The sequence below is a fragment of the Brevibacillus sp. HB1.1 genome, from assembly GCF_013332445.1.
Lineage (GTDB): Bacteria > Bacillota > Bacilli > Brevibacillales > Brevibacillaceae > Brevibacillus > Brevibacillus porteri.
Genome location: NZ_JABMIV010000002.1, coordinates 418702 through 442919, shown reverse-complemented (window position 1 = coordinate 442919; position 24218 = coordinate 418702). Strand labels below are relative to the sequence as shown.

The following is a 24218-nucleotide window of genomic DNA, read 5'->3' as shown; positions in this document are numbered from 1 at the left end:
TTACATACTCCAATATACATCTAGCAAAAGAGGAAAGGATGATTTCTCTTGATTTTGGACTATCTGCAAGTGAAATCCGCGTATCAATTGAAGGTGGTACCGCAGCGTAGAGAGATTACCTTTTTAACGAAACAGACAGGTATCGCGCAGTTGTGGCGCTGGAATGAAGATTCCAACCGCTCGGAGCAAGTGACCTTTTTGCCTGATCGTGTGGTAGCTGTTGACCATTCCCCGTGCGGAACGAAAACGATTGTGGGGATGGACAACAAGGGAGACGAGCGGCAACAATTTTTTTTGCTAACGGAAAATGGTGCGGTTGTGAAGCCGCTGACAGACGCTCCCGATTATTTTCACTATTTAGGAGGCTGGTCTCCGTGTGGGCAAAAGATCGCGTGGTCCAGCAATCGTCGCAATCCGCGCAGCTTCGATATTTTTGTACAGGATGTCGAGAGTGGTGCGTATGAGGAAGTCTTCCGCTCTGATGGGCGCACAGATCCAATCGGCTGGCTGCCAGACGGGACAGGACTCATTTTCAGCGTACAGGAGACCAACATTGACAATTGTCTGTATGTGTTGAATCTGCAAACGAAGGAAGCACAAAAGCTCGCCATTTGCAGCAAACATGCGCGCTATCATTCCTTGGTACTGTCAAAAGACGGCCAAACGGGATATCTCGTAACCGACCGCGATGAAAACACAAAAGCGTTGTGCCGCTTTTCACTGCATACAGGAGAGCTGAACAAACTGGTGCACGATGCGAAATGGGACATTGAGGAGGTCAAATTATCTCCAGATGAGAAGCGACTTGCCTTCACGATCAATGAAGGAGGCTACTCCGTTCTTGCTCTCTATTCTTTGACAGAGCAACGCTGGGAGCGGGTGGAGGAAGCACCACATGGAGTGATCTCTTCCTTGGCGTGGGTGAGTGATGATCAGCTCGCCTATACACTGAAAAGTCCTACACTTCCAGGCGACATCTGGACGTATACCATTTCGGAGCAAACCAGCAGACGTGTGACGAACATTGGTCAATCCGATGCGCTGGAAGATAAACTCATCGAGCCCAAATTGTGCAGCTTTCCCTCTTTTGATGGCTTGGAAGTACCGTATTTCCTCTATGCCAAAGATACAGCTAATGATGCAGAGATAAAACCAGTCGTCGTCTACGTCCATGGCGGGCCAGAGAGCCAAATTCGACCGGAGTATCATCCCGTTTTTCAGTTTTTGGCGAACGAAGGCTTTACGGTGGTAGCACCGAATGTTCGCGGCAGCATGGGTTACGGTCGGGAATATGTCCAGCTCGATGATCGCCGCAAGCGGATGGATTCTGTAGCCGATTTGGCTTGGCTGGTCAAAGATTTAGGCAATCGCCCAAGCGTTGACCCGAAGGCGATCGGCATCATGGGTCGCAGTTACGGAGGCTTCATGACACTGGCGGCACTCACGCATTACCCTGACCTGTGGGCCGCAGGTGTTGATATTGTGGGGATTTCCCACTTCAAAACCTTTCTGGAGAACACCGGGGCATGGAGACGGAGATTGCGTGAGGTGGAGTACGGGTTCCTCGGCGAAGACGATGACTTTTTTGAAGAAATTGCTCCTTTGAATCATTCCCATAAGATCTCGGCTCCGCTTCTCGTATTCCACGGGCGCAATGATACGCGTGTTCCTGTCAGCGAAGCAGAGCAGCTCGTAGCAGACATGAGAGGCAGGGGACAAGAAGTCGATTTGCACATTTTTGAGGATGAAGGCCACTTTACCGAAAAGCTGGACAATCACATCACGTTGAATCAAAAAATTTCCCAGTTCTTTTTGGAGCAACTGGCATCCACCAATAAAATCGAGGAGTGATTAGGATGACGCAAGTAAAAAGAGGCATAACGGCTGAAGATTTGTATCAAATGCGGTACGCGAGCGATCCACAGCTATCACCAGACGGAAAAACGCTTGCCTATGTGGAAAATCTCATCGATGAATCCCCCGCTTACCAAAATCACTTGGTTTTACGCAAATTGGATGCAGATGATCCACAGCCCCTGACGTCTGGCTCCCGCGATACCTTCCCACGCTGGTCGCCGGATGGTTCAAAGATTAGCTTTGTTTCGAATCGATCTGGAAAACCACAGATTTGGCTGATCGATGCAAAGGGAGGAGAAGCAAGGCAGCTCACGCGTTGCAAAAACGGCGTCAGCAATCCGACTTGGTCACCTGACGGCACATATATTGTCTTCTCGTCGATCTTGGATGAGGGTGAAACATTCGCAGACCTCGAGGGAACCGAGGAAAAAGAAAAGGCCAAAGCCATTCATGTCGGAAGAATGAAGTACAAATCCGATGATCTCGGGTTCATTTACGAGAAAAACAAGCAGCTGGCCATTGTTCATGTAGAAACAGGCGAGGTTACTCCACTCAGCGATGGCCCGTACAATCATACGTTTGGCTCCTGGTCGCCGGACGGAAAATGGCTCGCCATTACGGCGAACCGAGCAGAAGACCCTGATTTTCAGCATAGTGTTGACGTTTTTCTCATCCCTTCTGAAGGGGGAGAATGGAAAAAGCTGACCAACAGCAAAGGGATTTTTGCCTATCCAACCTGGTCACATGATGGGAACAAGCTAGCGTATATCGGAAGTGAATTGGACACGCATTTGTACGCAGCACAGAAGCGCATCTGGGTATATGATTTGGAAAAGGGCGACTATACTTGCATCACAGCGGATTGGGACGTTCAGGTTGGCGATTCCACCATCGGAGACATGCGCTCGCCAGGTCACCCGAATCCAGGGGCTGTATGGACAGCGGACGGAGGAGGCATGTATTTCATCGCCAGCGAACGAGGAAATTCTGGCATTTATCACGTAACGCTGGACGGACAAGTCACGAGTGTTGTAACGGGCAACCGGAATATTTACGGCTTTTCGCTGCATGAAAACGAACAAGCGGTGGTTGCTGCCATCAGTGATCCGTTTACGCCCGGAGACTTGTATCAAGTAAGTCTGAAAGACGGCGAAGAAAAACGTTTGACAGCACTGAACGAAGAGCTATTTGCAGGCATCGAGCTCCCTGTTCCTGAAGAAATGGAGTTTGTCGCGATGGATGGCTGGAAGCTGCACGGTTGGATGCTTAAGCCTGTCGGTTTTGAAGAAGGAAAAAAATATCCGATGGTTCTGCAAATTCATGGCGGGCCTCACTCTATGTACGGAAATACGTTTTTCCATGAGTTCCAGCTGCTCGCTGCAAAAGGCTACGCCGTACTCTATACAAATCCGAGAGGGAGCTTTGGCTACGGAGAGCGTTTTGTTCAGGCGTGCTGCGGAGACTATGGAGGGAACGATTATCGCGATTTGATGACGGCCGTGCAATATGCATGCGATCATTTCGATTTTGTCGATGAGGACCGCTTGGGTGTCGCAGGTGGCAGCTATGGTGGCTTCATGACGAACTGGATCGTCGGTAAAACCAATCGATTCAAAGCGGGTGTAACAGATCGGAGTATTTGCAACTGGGTAAGCTTTTACGGTGTCAGTGATATCGGTTATTACTTCACTGCCGAAGAGATTCAGGCAAATCCATTCACGAATCCGGAAAAAATGTGGCAGCATTCACCGATTCGCTTGGTAGAGAACATCGAGACGCCACTGCTGATCATGCATGGGGAACATGACTACCGTTGCCCAATCGAACAGGCCGAGCAGCTTTATGTAACGTTGAAGCATCAAGGCAAGGCCCCGGTGTCATTTGTCCGTTTCCCGGGAGCCAGTCATGAGCTATCCCGCAGTGGTGATCCTGAACAACGCGTGTTGAGACTGCAATATACGACGGATTGGTTTGACAGCTATTTGGTTGTACACCAAAAAGAGAAAGTGGAATAGGCAGCTAAATGCCAATAGGAGGTGCCTGATCGTGAACAAAGAACAAGTGATAGGTATCGTGCAAGAAAATTTGCCACAGGCAATCGAGAAGCTGAAGCAATATTTGCGTTTTCCTACCGTATCCGCACAGCATAAGGCCATCCCAGAGACGGTTGAATACGTGGTCAAGATGATTCATGAGGTTGGCGGAGAGACAAAGGTACTCGACAATCTTGGCGGCAATCCAGTCCTGTATGCGTCTTTTGCAGCAGGCAGTGAAGGAGACGCCAGCAAAACGATTCTGTTTTACGATCACTACGATGTTCAACCACCTGAGCCGTTTCATGAGTGGAACACGGAGCCATTTGACCCTACGATCATCGATGGAAAGCTGTATGCGCGTGGGGCTGCTGACAATAAAGGTGACCTCGTTGCGCGTCTGACGGCGATTCACATTTTGCAGCAGCAAGCGGGCGGTTTGCCTTGCAACATCAAGTTCCTGATCGAAGGAGAAGAAGAGATCGGCAGCCCGAATCTGGAGCCATATCTTCGAGAGTACAAGGATCTTTTCCAGGCGGATGCCTGCATTTGGGAATTCGGTGGAAAGGACGAAAATGAGCGAATCAGCATGGTTGCCGGGATCAAAGGAATGGCGTACCTTGAGCTGACATGCGTTGGGGCAGAGATCGACATGCATTCCTCTGTCGGTGCGTATGTAGACAATGCAGCATGGCGCTTGGTCCAGGCATTGGCGACGATGAAAAATCAGCAAAACGAGATTTTGGTCGAAGGCTTCTTTGACGGGATCGAGGAACCGACAGCGGATGAAAAGAAAGTCGTTTCCGAATTGCCGTTCAGTGAAGAAGCGACAGCAGCGCTATACGGTTTGAAACGCCCACTGATTACCGCAGCAAACAACGTGGACCCACGAGAAGCCATGGTTTTCCACCCAACTATGACCATTTGTGGTCTGGATAGCGGCTATACAGGAGAGGGTGCGAAAACGGTACTGCCGAAAAGCGCGAAGGCCAAGTTGGATTGCCGCCTTGTCCCAGGACAAGATCCACAGCACATCATGAATTGCATCGAGAACCATTTGGAGAAGCATGGTTTTACGGATATTACCGTCAGCATGATTAACGGACAAAAAGCGTACCGTTCCGATTTCCACCATCCATTTGTTGCTCACGTGCTGGATTCGGCTCGCGTCATTTACGAACATGAACCAGTGCTTTCTCCAAACGCGGCAGGCACGGGGCCGATGTATATTTTCGGTGAACAGCTGAAGCTTCCTGTTGTTAGTACAGGAGTAGGCTGGGTTGGCTGCAAAGTACATGCACCGAACGAATCCATCCGTTTGAAAGACTTCGAGGAAGGAATTGCCCATATGGTTGTCATGCTCTCTGGATTTGCCAAAGCGCTGTCAGAGTAGCGACATACGAGTGAAGAATCAGGCAATTCTATAGCGAAAAGGGGACCTTTCAAGTGAAAAGGTCTCCTTTCCTATTTGGAACCCTCTCGCAGCACTTCCAGAGTGGACTTTGCTTTTGCAAACCATGTACAATCGTAAATGATAATGTACATACATTTACAGGAGGCGAAATGCGTGAACAGCGATACACATCCATTCGAAATCGCAACCTTTGCAGGCGGGTGCTTCTGGTGCATGGTCAGTCCGTTTGACAAGATGCCAGGCATTGAAAAAGTCGTCTCCGGCTATACAGGCGGTCATGTCGAAAACCCAACCTATGAACAGGTATGCTCTGATACGACGGGACACTATGAAGCGGTCCAAATCACATATGATCCGTCGCTCATCACATACGAGGAATTGCTGCAAATGTTTTGGAGACAAATCGACCCGACTGACGCTGGTGGTCAATTCGGTGATCGAGGTCAATCGTATGCGCCAGCGATCTTCTATCATAATGAAGAGCAAGAAAGGCTTTCGTTGAAATCCAAGCAAGAGCTGGATGCGAGCGGTCGTTTCCAAAAGCCCATTGCAACGCTGATTTTGCCAGCCAAGCCGTTCTATCCGGCGGAGGAATATCATCAGGACTACTATAAGAAAAATTCGGTTCGCTACCAATACTATCGGGCGGCATCAGGCAGAGCGAAATTCACCAAGGAAGCCTGGCGAGACCGTGCGAAGCAAGAAGAATTGAAAAAAACCTTGACCCCGCTCCAGTACGAGGTGACGCAAAATAACGGGACAGAACGTCCATTTACGAACGAATTCTGGGATCATAAGGAAGAGGGCATCTACGTAGATATCGTCTCCAACGAGCCTTTGTTCAGTTCTTTGGACAAGTTCGATTCCGGCTGCGGGTGGCCATCCTTTACCCAGCCATTGCAAGAGGAAAACGTAACCGAGCATGTGGATTTGACACATAATATGATTCGTACAGAGGTTCGCAGCAAAGATGCAGATTCTCATCTCGGCCACGTTTTCGAGGACGGTCCTGGAGAAAATGGATTGCGCTACTGCATCAATTCAGCCGCCTTGCGCTTCATTCCGAAGGATCGTTTGGAGGAAGAAGGCTTCGGGGAGTTTCAGCGATTATTTGAAAAAGAATAGTGCGTGGACCGCTACTCTCTGGGAAACATGGGAGAAGGCGGTCTTTTTGCTAAACATACAACTAGGCAAACATAAGAGCATGCAGGGAGGGTCCAATGTACACGCAGATATCCTTTCACAGACTAATTGGACTGTTACTCGCAGCAATCATAGCTATAGCAGGCTGTTCCTTCGGTCAGGAGCCGCCTCACAGCAACCAAATCGTACCGACACCCCAAAACGTTGTTGAGGGTGGGACGTTAATCATTGCACGTATGTCGGATGCCGCAAATCTCGATCCCCATTTTATTTTGACGATTAATGAGGCGAGTGTCGTCCAAGGAAAAGTGTATGAAGGGCTCGTCAAACGAGATCGGAACATGAACATTCAGCCACAGCTGGCAACGTCATGGAAACAAATCGACGATCTTACTTGGGAGTTTACTCTCCGTCAAGGTGTTGTTTTTCACGATGGGACTCCCTTTCATGCACAGGCGGTCAAGAAAACATTTGATCGTGTATTAGATCCAGCGGTGGCTTCTCCTCGGGCAGCCATGTTCGAAAAAGTAAAGCAGGTAAGGGTCATCGATCCGTACAGAGTGCAATTCATCCTTCATAAGCCATTTGCGCCTTTGCTTTCTATTTTGGCCAGTCATGAGGGGAGCATCATCAGCCCTACTGCGATCGATAAATACGGACGGGAGTTATCGCATCACCCGGTTGGTACTGGCCCTTATCAGTTCCAATCATGGGAGCCTGGCAGTCAAATTACGTTGAGCAAAAACCAGTCCTATTGGGGCGAGGCTGCTACGCTTGATCAAGTCTTCTTCAAGGTTGTTCCGGATGATGCGGCTCGCATTGCGATGGTCGAGAATGGAGAAGCACATATTGCAGAGTCCATCCCTGTCATGGAGCTGGATCGGATTCAAGCGTCCAACCAGATGCGGGTGTACCGCAGTGATGCGCTCGGGACGGAGTTTATGGGGTTTAATGTTTCACGTCCACCACTGAATGATATCCGTGTGAGGAAAGCCATCAGTATGGCGATCGAGACGGGAGCGATCATTAAAGGGGTGTATAACAATGTGGGAACCAAGGCGAACTCACCGATTGGACCGCATGTGTTTGGCTACAGTCCGACTGTGAAAAGCTACCCGTACGACATCAACCAAGCGCGTCGTTTGCTCGCAGAGGCGGGCTATCCAGATGGTTTTCCTATTCAAATGATTACCTACAACAGACGGGACCGAATCTTGGTTGCCCAAGTGATACGGTCGCAATTAAAAGGGATCGGTATCGACGCGGAGCTAAAAGTCGTCAGCTACGATGAGTTTGTCCGAACCATTGAGAAAACGAAGGATCATGAGATTTTTGTCAGTGGCTGGGCAAATGCAACCGGGGATGCCGACTACAATCAGTACAATTTATTTCATACATCGGGTGGCGGGGCTGGCAACAGTTTTCAATACAGCAATCCCGAGCTGGATCGTCTCATCGAGGCTGGTCGTATCGAAACAGATCCTGCCAAAAGACTCGCCATCTACGCAAAAGCACAAGAAGTGGAGCTGCAAGATGCTTTGGTCGTGCCGATTCGCAATCTGGAGAATTTAGCTGTGATTAGCAACCATATTCAGGGCTTCTCCATCAGTCCAGCGGGTTACCTGAATATCGATCAGGTCGTGATTTCTCGATAAAACATGTAACGAAACGCCGGTCAATTATGTCATAATAAGTACGTACTTTTATTACCTACATAATTGGATCAGCTCCAAAACGAAAGGAACGTTACAATGAGAAGTTTTCGACACCGACTTTTGCATCCGCTCGTACTCGTAACGGCAATGACATTTGTGTTGTCTGGATGTAACAGTACAGCTGCTCCACAAGAACCACAGACACCACCATCCGTGGAGACGCCAACTCCTCCAAAGAAAGAAGAAGTGAAGCCAAAAGAAGAGACCACGCCAACACCGGCTGAAACACCAAAGCAAGAAGAACCGGAGCAACCCCAGAAAGCGAAGCCTACGGAAACGAAGCCGGCAGAAAAGCCACCAGCGGGTCAGCCACCTGAGCTGTCGTTCCCGGACATCGAGGTCGTAGGTGAGCCTGAGAGTGTTGCTGTACTGGTGAACAAACAACGCAAGCTTCCAGAGAACTATCAGCCAAATGATTTAGTGTTTCCGAACGTTCCCTACCTGCTCCCGGAAAAGAGCGAGAAACGAAAAATGCGCAAAGAAGCAGCTGGTGCGCTTGAACAGTTATTTGCGGCAGCCCAGGCTGACGGCGTCCAGTTGGCTGGCGTATCTGCCTATCGCTCCCACGCCTACCAGAAAACGCTGTTTAATCGCTATGTAAAAAAAGACGGCGTAGAGAAGGCACGGACCTACAGTGCCGTTCCAGGGACGAGTGAGCATGAGACGGGACTCGCGATTGACGTCTCCGGTAAGGATGGCAAATGCGCAGCAACGAGCTGCTTTGGTGGAACAAAAGAAGCGAAGTGGCTGGATGAAAACGTCGAGAAGTTTGGATTTATCATTCGCTACCCAGAGGGAAAAGACGCGATTACTGGCTATATTTATGAGCCGTGGCATTTGCGCTATGTAGGTGCCGAGATTGCGCAAGAAATTGGAGAAAAAGGGATTACGCTCGAAGAATATTCAGGTGCCGTGCCTGTTTCCACACCAACGAATTAAGGAAGAAACGCCGATCTCTCACCGAAGAGAATCGGCGTTTTTGCTATGTAGTTATGCTATAATGGTCACGGGTGAAGATAATGGCCGAAAAATCAATCAGAGAACGTATTATTGAAACATCCATGCGCTTGTTTGAAGCAAATGGCTACCACAAAGTGACTGTGGATCAAATTGTGAAAGAAAGCGGCACGTCGAAGGGAGGATTTTATCACAACTTCAAATCAAAAGATGAACTCCTCTATATCATTCATGATCAATTTATTACGTATGTGTTGGAGAAAGCAGAGGAAGCTTACGAGAAGTGGGACACCCCGACTGAGCGACTCCAAGCAATCGTAAAATCCTTCGTTATGATGATTGATCTGTACCGCTCGCAGGTTACGATCTTTTATCAGGAGAGTCTGTTTTTAGCACCAGAGTACTACACGGATATTGAAACAAAACGGGATCGCTATAAAAAAATCATGTTCACCGTCATTTCGGACGGAATCGAATCGGGTGAGTTCCGCCCGGAGCTGCCTGTGCCGATTGTGTCCATGGCTATCTTTGGTATGGTGAACTGGATTTACAAGTGGTATCAAAAGTCAGGGACGTACTCGATCGAGCAAATCGCGGATATTTATGCAGATATGGTTCTTCATTCCGTTTTGAAATCAGAATCGATGGAAAACCCGGCATTTCAACGTTTTTTCCTGCAATCAGAAGGAAATTCCTTCAATCCATTGTAGGGGCGCTAACAAGGATCATGCGGCTACACTCAAGCTTTTCGATAGGAGACAGGGGCATAGTCGCTTGATGGTCCCTTATCATATTCTTCGATCAGACCAACTAGTTGGTCTGTACTAGTATTCTGACATTTGTTATACTATCAAAAAGACCAACTGGTCGGTCTTGCACAGTCACAACAGACCAACTAGTCGGTTCGTGAGAGTGTGCCAGTCAGATGCGGGAATAGGGGAGGAATAGTCGTGCTTACCATTTACGAATTACGAGAACTTGTGAAGCTATTGGAGCAGACGGACATAGAATCTTTTGAGGTAAATGATGAAGATTCTTCATTGCGAATCAAACGAAGAAATGGGAATCAAGTCACAGCCATACACCAGACTCCCGTACAAACAAAAAGCGCGCCAATCGTGACGGCGGCACCCGTTGTCCCTTTGCCTAAAAAAGAAATGATTGAGCGTCCGGTCGAAAAGGTCCCTGTGGAAGCGCCTCAGAAATCGGCGGAAGTGACGGAAAACTTGTACAAAATCACTTCACCCATGGTGGGAACCTTCTATGCAGCACCTGCCGTTGACGCAGCACCATACGTATCCATAAATGATCGGGTAGAGCCAACTACCATTGTCTGTATTGTCGAAGCCATGAAGCTGTTTAACGAGATTGAAGCAGAAGTAAAAGGAGAGATTGTCCAAGTCTTGGTGGAAAACGGTCAGTTGGTCGAGCATGGACAGCCGTTATTCCTGGTGAAGCAAGCGTAATGGAGCAGCTTTTAAGGGGAGGACTGGAAGAGTGAGCAAACATACATGGTTCAAGGAATTCTCCGTTCCCACGTACGAGCAATGGCGGGAGGCGGCAGAAAAATCGCTAAAGGGTGCCTCTTTTGATGCCAAGTTACTGACGCATTCGTACGAGGGGATTGTTCGCCAGCCCATCTATCGGTACGAAGATGTCAAAACATTGCCGCATCTGGAAGCGCTACCAGGAGAGGCACCTTTTCATAGAGGGAGTCAACAGCATGGCGAGCAAAAGGAACACAAATGGCATGTCTGTCAGGAAATCATCGCAACGAGTGCCGAGGCGTTCAATCAGGCAGCCGTAGACGATTTGGAGCGCGGGCAAACGATGCTACATCTGCTGGTGGATCAAGCGACATTGGATGGACTTGATCCGGACGAAGCATTGCCAGATTCGATTGGTCACAAAGGCGTATCTGTTTTTTGCAGAGAGGATGTAGAGCAGGCACTTCAAGGGGTGAAGCTTTCAGAGGTCCCTCTTTTCGTGAACACGGGAGCGATGGGCTTACCCATTCTTTCGCTCCTTTTGGCACATGTTGAAGCGACAGGTCAGCAAGTCTCCGAACTTCGCGGTTGTATCGGGCAAGACCCTATAGCGGTTCTGCTCACAGAGGGCAAGCTCCCTTGTTCTTTGCAGACAGCTTATCACGCCATGGCGAGCATGACGAAATGGGCAAAAGATCATGCGCCCGCGCTGAAAACGATGTTGGTTCAAAGCCATCCTTATCAGGACGGTGGCGGAAACGCAGTAACCGAACTGGCTTTTTCACTGGCCACAGGTGTCGACTATTTGCAAGCGATGCTTGAGCGGGGGCTGTCTATAGAGGAAGTTGCACCACGAATGCAGTTCTCATTTTCGATCGGTTCAGACGTCTTCATGGAAATCGCGAAGTTGCGTGCTGCAAGAATGGTCTGGTCAAACATCGTGGCAGCCTACGGTGGATCATTGGAAGCGCAAAAGATGACGATGCACGCCAGAACTTCGGCCTGGACGAAGACGATTTACGATCCGTATGTCAATATGCTGCGTTCCACGACAGAAGCGTTCTCAGCGGTCATTGGTGGAGCAGACAGTCTGCATGTATCCGCATTTGACGAATCCATACGCCCTGCCAATGCGTTTTCAAGAAGAATCGCCAGAAATACGCAAATCATTTTGCAAGAAGAAGCGCATTTGGCAAAAGTGATCGACCCTGCCGGAGGTTCTTGGTACGTAGAATGGCTCACAGATGCATTAGCGAAAAAAGCATGGGAGCTGTTCCAGCAGGTTGAAGCGCACGGTGGCATGCTGAGCGCATTAGAAGCAGGCTTCCCACAAGGCTTGATCGCCCAGATCGCGGATCAAAAAGCAGCGAGCATCGATACGCGTAAAAAGCGTTTGGTTGGAACCAACATGTATGCCAATACGGCTGAGCAGCCACTGCAGGCCGAGAGTCTTCCGAGCATTCACGAAGAGCGAGCAGCGGAAGCACGATCCCTCCGGTTGAAACAAAACGCGACTCTCGTCTCCACAGCGCTCGATGAGTTGGCGAATCGTACGGAGGAGTTCGTGGAACGTGCAGTAACAGCAGTGCTTCATGGAGCGACTGTGGGTGATATCGCCAAAGCCATGAAACGTGAAGATTCAGTGGAGACAATCATCCAACCACTCCGTATTCACCGGGCATCCGAACGCTTTGAATCCTTGAGAATACAGGCAGATGATTTCTTGAAAACGACAGGCAAGAGACCGACTGTGTTCTTGGCTATGATGGGTTCAGTGGCAAAGCATAAGGCACGGGCAGATTTCGCATCAGAGTTTTTTGCAGTTGGCGGTTTTGACGTATTGCGTCAGCAAGCATTCTCTACCACTGTAGAGGCGGCCGAAGCTGCGGTGGCATCGGGTGCGTTGATCACGGTCATTTGTTCGGACGATGCGAGTTATCCAGAGCAGGTTCCACCTTTGGCGCAAGCAATCAAGCAACGTGTAGCTCAGATGACGGTTCTGTTGGCTGGCTTGCCTGACGCAGAGCAGCTGGCTACTTTTAAGGCGGCCGGTGTAGATGATTGCATCCACATGCGTTCCAATTGCTACGAGATGTTGCGAGAACTTCAGGAGCGGATAGGAGTGAGCTCATAATGAAGCGACCTGATTTTTCAAAAATGACTTATCAGTCCAAACGAGATGTGTCTGATTTGTTTCCCCAACTGGATGCAAACCCACCAGGAAACGAGCAAATGTGGCAGACGCTGGAGCAGATCCCTGTAAAACCTCTTTACACCATGGAAGATGTGGAGGACATGGATCACCTCGGCTACATGCCTGGTTTGCCACCGTATACGCGTGGACCATATCCGACGATGTACGTAACTCAGCCTTGGACGGTGCGGCAATATGCCGGATTTTCTACGGCGGAAGAGAGTAACGCATTTTACCGACGGAATTTGGCTGCGGGACAAAAAGGGCTGTCGATTGCCTTCGACCTCGCGACACATCGCGGCTATGACTCTGATCACCCCCGGGTAGTCGGTGATGTCGGGAAAGCAGGCGTAGCAGTTGACTCCATTCTTGATATGAAAATTTTGTTCGATGGCATTCCCCTCGATAAAATGTCCGTCTCCATGACGATGAACGGAGCCGTTTTACCTATTATGGCGTTCTATATCGTGGCAGCAGAAGAGCAAGGGGTATCGCAGGCCGAGCTAACCGGAACGATCCAAAATGACATTTTGAAGGAATACATGGTTCGGAATACTTACATTTATCCGCCAGAAGCGTCGATGAAGATCATTTCCGATATTTTTGCCTACACCTCCAAGCACATGCCCAAATTCAACAGCATCAGTATTTCAGGCTATCACCTGCAAGAAGCGGGTGCGACCGCGGATATTGAATTGGCCTACACGTTGGCAGATGGCTTGGAATACGTTCGTACTGGCCTTGCAGCAGGCATCGACATCGATGCGTTTGCGCCACGACTGTCCTTTTTCTGGGCGATTGGCATGAACTACTTCATGGAAGTGGCGAAAATGCGTGCAGGCCGCTTGATTTGGGCCAATCTGATCAAGCAATTCCATCCCAAAAACGAAAAGTCGATGGCACTGCGGACACACTCGCAAACATCTGGATGGAGTTTGACGGAGCAGGACCCGTATAACAACGTGGTGCGGACGTGCATCGAAGCCATGGCCGCGGCTCTGGGGCATACCCAATCTCTGCATACGAACGCTCTGGATGAAGCGATTGCGTTGCCGACCGATTTTTCAGCCAGAATCGCGCGAAATACACAGTTGTTTTTGCAGGACGAAACCGAGATAACCAAGGTCGTCGATCCGTGGGCAGGTTCTTATTACGTCGAGTCCTTGACTGCGCAGCTCGTGGAAAAAGCGTGGGCGCACATCGAAGAGATCGAAGCACTTGGTGGTATGGCAAAAGCAATAGAGACGGGATTGCCGAAAATGAAGATCGAGGAAGCGGCTGCACGCCGTCAGGCCCATATCGATTCGGCGAAGGAAGCCATTATTGGCGTGAACAAATACCGTCTGGACAAGGAAGATCCGCTGGAGATTCTCGAAGTGGACAACACAGCGGTTCGGGAAGCGCAAATCAGACGTTTGCAGGAGCTGCGCAGTAACCGAGATGAGGCGAGAGTGCAAGTAACTCTTCAAGCGATTACGGAATGTGCGAAATCAGGCGAAGGCAATCTGTTGGAACTGGCCATTGAAGCGGCGCGGGCAAGAGCTTCTTTGGGCGAAATATCGGATGCCTATGAAAAGGTCGTAGGTAGACACAAGGCGGTCATTCGCTCCATTAGCGGCGTCTACAGTTCCGAATACGCAGATGCCGATGAGGTAGCGGCTGTGCGCAAGATGGCAGACGAATTCGAGCAGTGGGAAGGCAGACGTCCCCGTATTATGATCGCGAAAATGGGTCAAGACGGACATGATAGGGGCGCGAAAGTAATTGCTACTGCCTTTGCGGATTTAGGCTTTGACGTCGATATCGGTCCGTTGTTCCAAACACCTGAGGAAACAGCGAAGCAGGCGATAGAAAATGATGTGCACGTAATCGGCTTCAGCTCGCTTGCGGCAGGGCATAAAACCTTGCTGCCCCAACTGGTGGAAGAGCTCAAGAAGCTAGGACGAGAGGATATTGTTGTGGTCATAGGCGGTGTTATACCAGCGCAGGATTACGCCTTTTTGCGAGAGCATGGTGCCGCAGCTATCTTTGGTCCAGGAACAGTCATTCCTGTAGCAGCCCAGCACGTTCTGCAAGAGATCGTGTATCGCCTGGAGGCTGCTGGACAATGACCGGGGGCAAGGCTGACAAGAATTTCTTGAACGTTTCCTCCAAGGCACGTCTCCCGCGCTTATCAGTGGATCAATACGTCACAGGCGTACGAGATAGTAACCGAACGGTTTTGGCGCAGGCAATCACGCTGGTTGAGAGCAATGCTCCCGCTCATATGGATATGGCCCAAGAGGTGATTAAGCAGCTGCTTCCTCATACAGGTCAATCTATACGCATAGGTATATCCGGTGTGCCAGGTGCAGGTAAGAGCACGTTCATTGAAGCATTCGGCAGTATGCTTTGTGAAAAAGGTCATCGTGTCGCTGTTTTGGCTGTTGATCCGAGCAGTACGGTTACTCGCGGGAGCATTCTCGGCGACAAGACACGGATGGAGCTTTTGTCACGCAATCCACAGGCGTTCATCCGACCTTCTGCCACGGGGGGCACGCTAGGCGGTGTCAATCGGAAGACGCGGGAAACGATGCTGATCTGCGAGGCAGCAGGCTATGATGTGATTTTGGTCGAGACGGTAGGGGTTGGACAGAGTGAGACGACAGTCAGGTCCATGGTTGATTTCTTTTTACTGCTGATGTTGACAGGGGCGGGCGATGAACTGCAAGGAATCAAAAAAGGCATCATGGAAATCGCAGATGCGCTTCTGATTAATAAAGCCGATGGGGAAAATCGCACGCGTGCCTTGATCGCCAAAGGTGAATACAATCGTGTTCTGCATTACTTGCAGCCGGCAACCACTGGCTGGGAAACGAAGGCATATATGTGTTCTTCCCTGACAGGGGAAGGCATTGAAGGTATTTGGGAGGTCATCGGTCAATTTCGTGAAACCACCATCCAATCAGGCGGCTTCGAGGCAAGACGCAAAGCGCAGCTACTCGATTGGATGCACAGTATGGCTCAGGACTACTTGCGCGCGACCTTTTTCGGCAACCAGCAAGTAGCCGAGCTGCTTCCCTCCATTGAAGGAGCCGTTGCGAGTGGCGAGATTTCACCGACGAGTGCCGTGCAACAATTAGTGGCGATCTACGAGAATGCGATCATGAAAAAGGAATAGAGAGATGGTGGCCCTTATGAGCAACAATATGTACGAGAAAATTGATGAATTGATGGAACGGAAATATAAAATCCAGCTTGGTGGCGGAGATGCTCGTATCGATGCCCAACATAACCGCGGTAAGTTGACCGCACGTGAGCGGATCGAGCTACTGCTTGACCCAGACACCTTTATGGAGCTGAATCCGTTTGTTGAGCATCGTGCTACGCATTTTGGTCTCGACCAGATGGAGGCACCAGGCGAAGGTGTTGTGACGGGCTATGGTAAAATCAACGGTCGTCCTGTCTATTTGTTCGCGCAGGATTTCACGGTGTTTGGTGGTGCTCTGGGTGAGATGCACGCGATGAAAATTGCCAAGGTGATGGACTTGGCAGCGAAAAACGGCGCTCCCTTTATCGGTCTGAACGACTCTGGCGGCGCACGCATTCAAGAAGGGGTAAGCTCGCTAGATGGCTATGGCACGATTTTTTACCGCAATGCCATTTACTCCGGTGTGATTCCACAAATCTCTGTCATTCTCGGTCCGTGTGCAGGAGGAGCGGTTTACTCTCCAGCGATTACGGATTTCGTGTTCATGGTTGAGAAGACGAGTCAAATGTTCATCACAGGACCAAAAGTCATCGAAACCGTTACAGGTGAAAAAATATCCGCGGAGGATCTAGGCGGAGCCAAAGTCCATTCTACGGTGAGCGGCAATGCCCATTTTACGGCAGAGACCGAACAGGAAGTGTTGGAAGGAGTACGCAGGTTGCTCAGCTTCCTACCACAAAACAATCGCGATCGCGCACCTGTGATAAAAGCAGAGGAGAATAATGGTTGGCAGGAGGAACTCTTGGAGCTAGTACCTGCTGAAAGCACCAAAGTATACGATGTGCGCAAGGTCATCGAAAAAATCGTGGATCACGGTGATTTCATGGAAGTACAGCCGAACTTTGCCCGCAATATCGTTATCGGTCTGGCGCGTATCGATGGACACAGTGTCGGCATTATCGCCAACCAGCCAAAGGTCATGGCAGGCGGACTGGACATTCATTCATCGGATAAGCTGGCACGGTTCATCCGTTTCTGCGACTGCTTCAACATTCCGCTGCTGACCTTTGAAGATGTCTCTGGCTTTTTCCCGGGGATCAATCAGGAGCACGGCGGGATTATCCGTCATGGGGCGAAAATCTTGTATGCATACTCAGAAGCTACGGTTCCCAAAATCACCGTGATTCTGCGCAAAGCTTACGGAGGCGCTTATGTGGCGCTCAACTCCAAGTCCATTGGTGCAGATATCGTGTATGCTTGGCCGAATGCAGAAATTGCCGTGATGGGTCCCGAGGGAGCAGCTAACGTCATTTTTTCAAAGGAAATCGAACAAAGTGAGGACCCGGCTGCGACTCGCGCAGAGAAAATTGCCCTCTACCGAGAAAAGTTCGCCAACCCATATGTCGCGGCAAGTCTTGGGATGGTGGATGATGTCATCGATCCGCGCGAAACCCGGCAAAAGGTGGCGCAAGCCTTGGAAATGCTCAGAAATAAACAAGAAGATCGTCCGTACAAAAAGCACGGGAATATCCCACTTTAGAAAGGAGCTCTGATCGTGCTATGAAGCTGCATGAGCTGCGTGAATTCATCAAGCTGGTGAATCAGTCTTCCATTGAGGAGCTGGAATGGGAGAAGGGCAAGACCCGCATCGTGATCAAGAAAAGCGCACCAGTCGAAGTCGTGGCAATCCATGCGCCTGTACAGGTGGGCGAAGTGGAGCATGGCTATCAGGAGGCAGCCGCCACTGCTGAGTCCGTCGATGTCGTTGCTGAGGTACCCAAGGAAGTGACACAGCAAGTCATGTCGCCGGGAGTAGGACTGTTCTATGCGGAAGTGACAATAGGGCAGACTGTTCAAGTAGGCGAAAAGGTTGGACGCTGCACGGCTGATGCTCTTCAGCTATCTGCCGAAATTACGACCCCAGTTAGCGGCATCATTACGGAAATTCTCGTCGTGGATGGTCAATTTGTCGATTACGGAAAAGCATTGCTCGTTGTCAAAACTCAGTAGGAAGGAGTGCGCCTATGTTTACGAAAGTATTGATTGCCAATCGCGGCGAAATAGCTGTCCGCATTATTCGCGCTTGTCAGGAACTAGGGATACGTACAGTCGCTGTCTTTTCTGAGGCGGATCGGGAAGCATTGCACGTAGAATTGGCGGATGAAGCGTATTGCATCGGACCCACGGCGTCCAAGGACAGCTATTTGAACATGGCACGGATTATGACGGTCGCTCTTTATACGAAGGCAGACGCTATCCATCCGGGCTATGGCTTCTTGGCGGAAAACGCTTCGTTTGCCCAGCTTTGCCAAGATTGCTCGATTACCTTTATCGGTCCCGATCCTGAAGCGATCACAAAAATGGGTGACAAATCCGTAGCAAAAGCAACGATGAGTCAAGCGAATGTACCATTAGTCCCGGGCACAGACGGCTTGATTGATGACATCGATGAGGCATTGCAGGTGGCGGAGAAAATCGGCTATCCTGTCATCGTAAAAGCAACGGCTGGTGGTGGCGGCAGAGGCATGCGTGTCGCTTTTGACGCTGATGACTTGTCTAAGGCGATTCGGCAAGCCCAGAAAGAAGCGGAGACGGCATTCGGTAACGCTGGCGTGTACTTGGAAAAATACGTGGAAGAGCCACGGCATGTGGAGATTCAAATCATGGGCGACAAGCACGGCAGTGCAGTGTACTTGGGAGAGCGGGATTGCTCCATTCAGCGACGTCATCAAAAGCTGGTAGAAGAAGCGCCATCTCCTGCGCTAGACCAAACACTGCGCGAGCAAATGGGGCAAGCTGCGGTGGCGGCAGCCAAAGCGGTTTCGTACCACGGAGCGGGCACTGTTGAATTTTTGCTCGACAAGCATGGCCAATTTTACTTCATGGAAATGAATACACGGATTCAGGTAGAGCATCCCGTGACAGAGATGATCACAGGAATCGACTTGATCAAAGAACAAATATCTGTCGCAGCAGGCAATCCGTTATCCTTTTCACAAGAAGACGTGAAAATCAATGGATGGGCGATCGAGTGCCGAATCAATGCGGAGAATCCTGCGAAAAACTTTATGCCATCACCAGGTAAGGTCATCAATTACTTGCCGCCTGGCGGTTACGGTGTACGCGTGGACAGTGCGGTTTATCCCGGCTACGAAATCTCTCCCTTCTATGATTCGATGGTCGCCAAGCTGATCGTTTGGGGTACAGATCGCAACGAAGCATTGGCTCGTATGAAGCGGGCGCTAGGTGAGTTTGTCATCGAGGGCGTGCATACGACGGTTCCCTTCCATGAGAAGCTGCTGGAGCACCCTGACTTTGTCGCAGGGAATTTTGCTACGAACTTCTTGGAGAAACATAAGCTGGAATTGTAAAGAAAGAAAAGAGGGAACAAGCTGCGGGGTTATCGTGGCTTGTTTTTCTTTATCATAAAACGAGGTAAACTGCGAAAAGGAGCCATGTAAATGAGCAGCTCTTCGCATTTATCCATATTGCTGGATGCTGCCATCCAATAAAAAGTACTCCTTATCACTTATGAAACGCGCGGACAACAATCCAAGCGGGAGATGCAGCCGATTGGCATTTATACAAAAAACGGTTTATGGTACAGCCCGGCTTATTGTTATCAACATCAAGATATTCGCGTGTTTCGTTGTGACCGTATTCATGCCGTCGAACATTCGACATCGAAGCCGTTGGATCTGAAGGTGTGCAGGCTTGTGAGGCTGAACTTTGGCTTGCATCTATGCTGCATGTGCGGCAGGATGGAAGTGGTTGGTTAGAAGGAAGTGTAGCGAGAAGAGACATTTTATATTTTGCAAAGTTCTTGATTGGGTTGGGGAAAGAAGTAACTGTGCAGCATTCACCCGAAATCGTGGACGGCATAAAAACGTATTTGGCAGAATTGATAAACATGTACTCGTTCTGAGGAGGTAGCTATGGCATTACCCAAAAAAGGAACACGGGGAATCACGGTAGGAGAGCAGCGATATCGTTGGGTGATTAGTCCAGCAGCAAAGGGGCTGCTCGCGTTGACGATCCAGCACAACGAAGGTATGGGTCAATTGATTCGCGTGTATGTAAAATCAGATGTAAATGATTTTTGGACGGAGTTTCCACATGTGCAGCATTTGGATATGAGAGCGATAAAGCCAGCTGACGTCGCGGCTATCATTGAAGAGGCGATCAAGCTGGGATGGCAGCCCGACAAAAAAGGGGCGCCTTTGAGCTTTGACTTCATCGGTAGTACGCTCGTCAAAAAAGGGGATACATAGCAATACCGAAATGGGAATTGTCTAGATTGAAGAACAATGGATAGGGGTTGATCCATCATGTGTCGATATGGGATGTATGGTCCTTATAAACAAATATACGCCTGTTTCCCTTGCAGAAAAGTGTTCAAGCAAACCTCCAAGAATGAGCTGACGGAGGAAGAATGGAACAAGATCAAGCATAGCTGTCCGCAATGTGGTGAGGGAATGAAGGCGATGGGGCATGATTTCAAGGCTCCGAAGCAAACGGATGTGAAGCAGTGGAAAAAGGTTGAAATCCTCTATCAGCATGGGTTTACCTATCATTCTTGTGGTTGTGATGGCCCAGGCTACCGGCCAGCCCAATTACATGAAGTGAACGAATTTCTCGAAAAGAACAAACAGTTCAAAACAGAGGGAGAGAAATTGCTGAATAGACTCACAGGAAGAATGTAAAAACGAGCAGGAGGCGGGGGATAGTGGCAACATTCTTTTTGATCATGATTTACTTGTCGTTTATCAGCTTGGGCCTTCCTGATTCGTTACTGGGGGCAGCTTGGCCGGTCATGCAAGCAGAATATGGCGCGGCATTTGGTATGGCAGGTGTGATCAACATTGCGATTGCGTCAGGTACGATCGTCTCTAGCTTGATGAGTGGTGCATTATTAAAACGATTGGGAACTGGACGGATCACGCTGATCAGCTGCTTGATGACGGCGGCAGCCTTGCTCGGATTTTCTTTTGCCCCTTCGATTTTATGGTTAATGATTTTTGCATTGCCACTGGGACTAGGAGCTGGTTCTGTGGATGCAGCATTGAATCATTATGTTGCCACGCATTTTCAAGCCCATCACATGAGCTGGCTGCATTGCTTCTGGGGTGTGGGCGCTACGCTTGGCCCTATTATTATGTCTGGCTTTATGCGCGATCATGATTTATGGCGGAATGGCTACTTGACCATTTCGCTCATTCAATTCGCGTTAGTCGTACTTTTAGCGTTTACACTTCCTTTGTGGAAACGAATGGAGAACCTGCAGAGCCATGTTGTCAAAGAGTCACAGGGTGAGCCGTTTCGTAGGCAGAGCGAACAACCGTTACGGACAAAAGGCGTCAAGCTGACTTTGTTGACCTTTCTCTTCTATTGTGGGGCTGAAGCATCGGTGGGATTATGGGGGAGCAGTTTTTTGGTAAATGTGAAAGAGCTACCAGCGTCTGTAGCGGCGGTGTGGGTAGCCATGTATTACGGTGGAATTACGGTGGGGCGATTTATTTCGGGCTTTGTTACCTTCAAAGTGAGCAACCGCGTCCTGATTCGCAGTGGACTTCTCGTATCATTCGCTGGGGCAGCACTGTTGATGTTGCCATTACCGACCTTCTGTTCGCTCATCGGGTTTCTGTTACTCGGGCTAGGCTTCGCTCCGATTTATCCCTGTATGCTGCATGATACCCCTGAACGCTTTGGGAAAGAGCAAACACAAAAGCTGATGGGCTATCAGATGGCGGTTGCGTACACGGGTGCCACACTTTTGCCTCCGTTGCTAGGGTGGCTTGCTGCACAGACGACAGTTTCCATTTTACCGTTTTTTATCGCTTTCTATATTGCGTTCATGCTTTATGGTTCTGAGAGAGTCAATCGAATCATGAAGCGACGGGCCGCCCAGTTAGAATCGCTCTAACATAAGGCACTTGCTATTTTGACGATAGCATGTTTTGCAAAGCTTTTCCGTATAAAGACAGGGGTGCCTGGTCGCCGCTAATGTAAGAAAAGATGGTCATGCCATTCTCTAGAGCAAGAATCGTCCATGCCATTTCATCCGCAGATAGAGTAGAGTCACTTTCTTTTGGCATCAATGTTTGTATCGCCTTGGAAAGATGCTGTACCGACTCTAAGATCATGTTTGACCATCGCTTTCGAACTGACTCTTCGCGCATGGCATAAAGCAAAAATTCTAGGTTCAGCATGCTCCACGTGCGATTTTGTTGCTGAACGGACATAAAATAGGCGTCCATGGCTTCTATAAAATGCGATAATGATGGCTGGTGATCAATTACGTGATGGATATTGGACACATGTAATTGCATCTGACCTTCCAAAATAGCGAGAAAGAGATCTTCTTTGGACTGAAAATGAGCATAAACAGCTCCTTTGGTAAATCCAGCATGGTCTGCGATTTTATCAACGGAAGCCCCGTGGAAGCCTAACTGAGCAAAGGTTTCAATGGCTGCATCAATGAGCAATTGCCGTGTTTCCTTTTTACGCTCTGCTTGGGTTAACCTGCGTCTGTTCATTCGTCCACCTCCTTCTCTTGACAAGCATACCATATAGAATTAACATTCCATATAGTATTTAAATCCTTATTGGTATGTAAGATACAAATGGCAGTTTTGTAGGATTTAACCGTCTACTATGTCATGCTATTTTGGAGTACGATAGATATAGATCATCTAGTAAGAGGGGACAGTGTACGAATGCAGAGGGAAGAAAGCGTAGCAACGCGGAATCGGCCTATGTCCAATATTTTGGCGCAAACGGTTAAGACGGGGATTATCAAATCGAATCTGATTCCGATGTTTGCCGGATTAACATTAGCTTTATATACGTATCACTTCAGTCTAATAGATAAGTTGCCAGAAATCTTATTTGCTACAATCGGCTCTATTTTAATCATGGGTGCAGCAGGTGCTTTTAATAACGTGTATGATCGCGATATCGATTCTGTCATGGAGAGGACGAAGAACAGACCTACAGTGACAGGAGAAATATCAACGAAGAAAGTTTTATGGCTAGCATCCCTGATGACGATTTTTGGCTTGGTGGCGCTCGTCTTGGCATCACCTTTGGCTGCTATTATGGGATTTCTCGGACTGTTTTTTTATGTCGTGCCTTATACGATGTGGACAAAAAGAAGAACGGTTTACAATACGGAGGTAGGGAGTATTTCTGGTGCAATGCCGCCGCTCATCGGTTGGGCTGCTATTCACCCAGATATCACGCATCCTGCTATCCTTGGTCTGTTTATCATCATGGTCATTTGGCAAATGCCTCACTTTTATGCGATCGCGATTCGCAAGTATGATGAGTACAAGGCGGCTGGAGTTCCTATGTTGCCTGTGGTCAAAGGTGCAAGACGTACCTACATTCAAACAAATGTTTATTTGGTTATTTTAATTGCTAGCAGTTTTTTATTCTGGTCATTAAGCGTTGGTCTTACGTTGATGGCCCTGCTCCTGAATATTTTATGGCTGGTTCTGAGTGTATTTGGATACCGGAAAATGGATTCGCAGAAATGGTCAAAAACGATGTTTATTTATTCACTGATTCATATGACGGTGCTGTTCTCGACGGTGATTATTTACTCGCTGATGGGGATTATTTTCAAGTTGTAAATCAGTGATCATACAAGCTGCCTTCACTTTGAGGGCGGCTTCTTTTTTTGTCTGGGAACCTTGCAGTATAGCGGGTTCTTCTCATGTTTAACCAAAAATGGGCGCATGATCATGGAACAAATACCCAATGTCACTTCATAAATCTAGAGTAGCTCCCATGATGTGACGGAGGTGAAAATGAATGGATGATTTCAAAAAAGAGCTAAAAAAACTAAAGGCATCTGAAATAAAATCGGATAAAGTACAGCGTTGGGACAAAGAAAAAATGAATGAAGCTACGCTCGTTCGCGGACGGTGTGGCGGATGTGGAAGATGCGGTGGCTGCAGTAGATGCAGTTGTAGTCGTTGCAGTCGTTGCAGTTGCTCTTGCTCCTGTTCTTGCGTCTGTAGCTGTTCATGCAGTTGCTCTTGTTCTTGCAGTTGCTCTTGCAGTTGCTCTTGCTTCTTCCCATGCTTTGTCATATTTGATAACGATTAATGATCACACCCCGAATTATGCTCCTGCCAACAGTATTGTTTTGGCAGGAGCTTTGTTTTTTACGAACAGGAATGTGAGACAAATAGTCCTACATAAAATGGGAGTGACATGTCTCG

The 24218-nt window shown here is 49.0% G+C and carries 22 protein-coding genes; 21 read left to right on the top strand and 1 reads right to left on the bottom strand.

What is annotated here, in order from left to right; all coding sequences use genetic code 11:
- Window positions 1-48: 48 nt before the first annotated feature.
- The 19 genes from HPY27_RS06890 (at window position 49) to HPY27_RS06805 (ending at window position 21913) form a co-directional block, all read left to right on the top strand.
- Window positions 49-1851, top strand: coding sequence for a S9 family peptidase (locus HPY27_RS06890; RefSeq protein WP_174224666.1), 1803 nt, complete (start codon window positions 49-51; stop codon window positions 1849-1851).
- Window positions 1852-1856: 5 nt separating this feature from the next.
- The gene (locus HPY27_RS06885) at window positions 1857-3872 is read left to right on the top strand and encodes a S9 family peptidase (protein ID WP_174224665.1); all 2016 of its coding nucleotides are present in this window, start codon (window positions 1857-1859) and stop codon (window positions 3870-3872) included.
- 31 nt (window positions 3873-3903) lie between these two features.
- Window positions 3904-5283: a M20/M25/M40 family metallo-hydrolase gene (locus HPY27_RS06880; protein ID WP_174224664.1), complete on the top strand. Its 1380-nt coding sequence runs from the start codon at window positions 3904-3906 to the stop codon at window positions 5281-5283.
- A gap of 174 nt (window positions 5284-5457) precedes the next feature.
- Entirely contained in the window at window positions 5458-6429 is a 972-nt protein-coding gene (msrB, locus tag HPY27_RS06875; RefSeq protein ID WP_174224663.1) for a peptide-methionine (R)-S-oxide reductase MsrB, read from the top strand.
- 95 nt (window positions 6430-6524) lie between these two features.
- Entirely contained in the window at window positions 6525-8102 is a 1578-nt protein-coding gene (locus HPY27_RS06870) for a glutathione ABC transporter substrate-binding protein (protein ID WP_174224662.1), read from the top strand.
- 96 nt (window positions 8103-8198) lie between these two features.
- Window positions 8199-9101 carry a M15 family metallopeptidase gene (locus HPY27_RS06865; protein WP_174224661.1) on the top strand — a complete coding sequence of 301 codons (903 nt, stop codon included), beginning with the start codon at window positions 8199-8201 and terminating at the stop codon, window positions 9099-9101.
- An 80-nt stretch (window positions 9102-9181) separates the two neighbouring features.
- Complete coding sequence (locus HPY27_RS06860; protein WP_026043063.1) at window positions 9182-9829, top strand: TetR/AcrR family transcriptional regulator; 648 nt, start codon at window positions 9182-9184, stop codon at window positions 9827-9829.
- Between the two features lie 240 nt (window positions 9830-10069).
- On the top strand, window positions 10070-10585 hold the full coding sequence (gene accB, locus HPY27_RS06855) for an acetyl-CoA carboxylase biotin carboxyl carrier protein (protein WP_174224660.1): 516 nt from the start codon (window positions 10070-10072) through the stop codon (window positions 10583-10585).
- Window positions 10586-10616: 31 nt separating this feature from the next.
- Complete coding sequence (locus HPY27_RS06850) at window positions 10617-12740, top strand: methylmalonyl-CoA mutase family protein (protein ID WP_174224659.1); 2124 nt, start codon at window positions 10617-10619, stop codon at window positions 12738-12740.
- Window positions 12740-14911 (top strand): methylmalonyl-CoA mutase, encoded by a 2172-nt coding sequence (scpA, locus tag HPY27_RS06845; protein ID WP_174224658.1) that lies wholly within the window; start codon window positions 12740-12742, stop codon window positions 14909-14911. Before HPY27_RS06850 ends, scpA begins: the two co-directional genes overlap by 1 nt.
- Window positions 14908-15960: a methylmalonyl Co-A mutase-associated GTPase MeaB gene (gene meaB / locus HPY27_RS06840; RefSeq protein ID WP_017248313.1), complete on the top strand. Its 1053-nt coding sequence runs from the start codon at window positions 14908-14910 to the stop codon at window positions 15958-15960. Before scpA ends, meaB begins: the two co-directional genes overlap by 4 nt.
- A gap of 4 nt (window positions 15961-15964) precedes the next feature.
- Window positions 15965-17530 (top strand): acyl-CoA carboxylase subunit beta, encoded by a 1566-nt coding sequence (locus tag HPY27_RS06835; protein WP_017248314.1) that lies wholly within the window; start codon window positions 15965-15967, stop codon window positions 17528-17530.
- A gap of 20 nt (window positions 17531-17550) precedes the next feature.
- Window positions 17551-18000: an acetyl-CoA carboxylase biotin carboxyl carrier protein gene (locus HPY27_RS06830; RefSeq protein ID WP_174224657.1), complete on the top strand. Its 450-nt coding sequence runs from the start codon at window positions 17551-17553 to the stop codon at window positions 17998-18000.
- Between the two features lie 14 nt (window positions 18001-18014).
- Window positions 18015-19361: an acetyl-CoA carboxylase biotin carboxylase subunit gene (gene accC, locus HPY27_RS06825; protein ID WP_017248316.1), complete on the top strand. Its 1347-nt coding sequence runs from the start codon at window positions 18015-18017 to the stop codon at window positions 19359-19361.
- 192 nt (window positions 19362-19553) lie between these two features.
- On the top strand, window positions 19554-19769 hold the full coding sequence (locus HPY27_RS30080; protein WP_254612842.1) for a WYL domain-containing protein: 216 nt from the start codon (window positions 19554-19556) through the stop codon (window positions 19767-19769).
- Window positions 19733-19915: a WCX domain-containing protein gene (locus tag HPY27_RS30730; protein ID WP_483296511.1), complete on the top strand. Its 183-nt coding sequence runs from the start codon at window positions 19733-19735 to the stop codon at window positions 19913-19915. The genes HPY27_RS30080 and HPY27_RS30730 overlap by 37 nt, the downstream gene beginning before the upstream one ends.
- Before the next feature lie 10 nt (window positions 19916-19925).
- Entirely contained in the window at window positions 19926-20261 is a 336-nt protein-coding gene (locus tag HPY27_RS06815) for a hypothetical protein (protein WP_026043065.1), read from the top strand.
- A gap of 57 nt (window positions 20262-20318) precedes the next feature.
- Window positions 20319-20693, top strand: coding sequence for a hypothetical protein (locus HPY27_RS06810; RefSeq protein WP_174224656.1), 375 nt, complete (start codon window positions 20319-20321; stop codon window positions 20691-20693).
- A 23-nt stretch (window positions 20694-20716) separates the two neighbouring features.
- Complete coding sequence (locus tag HPY27_RS06805) at window positions 20717-21913, top strand: MFS transporter (RefSeq protein WP_174224655.1); 1197 nt, start codon at window positions 20717-20719, stop codon at window positions 21911-21913.
- A 13-nt stretch (window positions 21914-21926) separates the two neighbouring features.
- Here HPY27_RS06805 and HPY27_RS06800 read toward each other — a convergent pair whose 3' ends face one another.
- Window positions 21927-22526 (bottom strand): TetR/AcrR family transcriptional regulator, encoded by a 600-nt coding sequence (locus HPY27_RS06800; protein WP_017248321.1) that lies wholly within the window; start codon window positions 22524-22526, stop codon window positions 21927-21929.
- Window positions 22527-22706: 180 nt separating this feature from the next.
- Between HPY27_RS06800 and cyoE the strand changes: the two genes are divergently transcribed.
- Window positions 22707-23624: a heme o synthase gene (gene cyoE, locus HPY27_RS06795; protein ID WP_017248322.1), complete on the top strand. Its 918-nt coding sequence runs from the start codon at window positions 22707-22709 to the stop codon at window positions 23622-23624.
- 181 nt (window positions 23625-23805) lie between these two features.
- On the top strand, window positions 23806-24102 hold the full coding sequence (locus HPY27_RS30575) for a heterocycloanthracin/sonorensin family bacteriocin (protein WP_082192166.1): 297 nt from the start codon (window positions 23806-23808) through the stop codon (window positions 24100-24102).
- Window positions 24103-24218 lie beyond the last annotated feature (116 nt).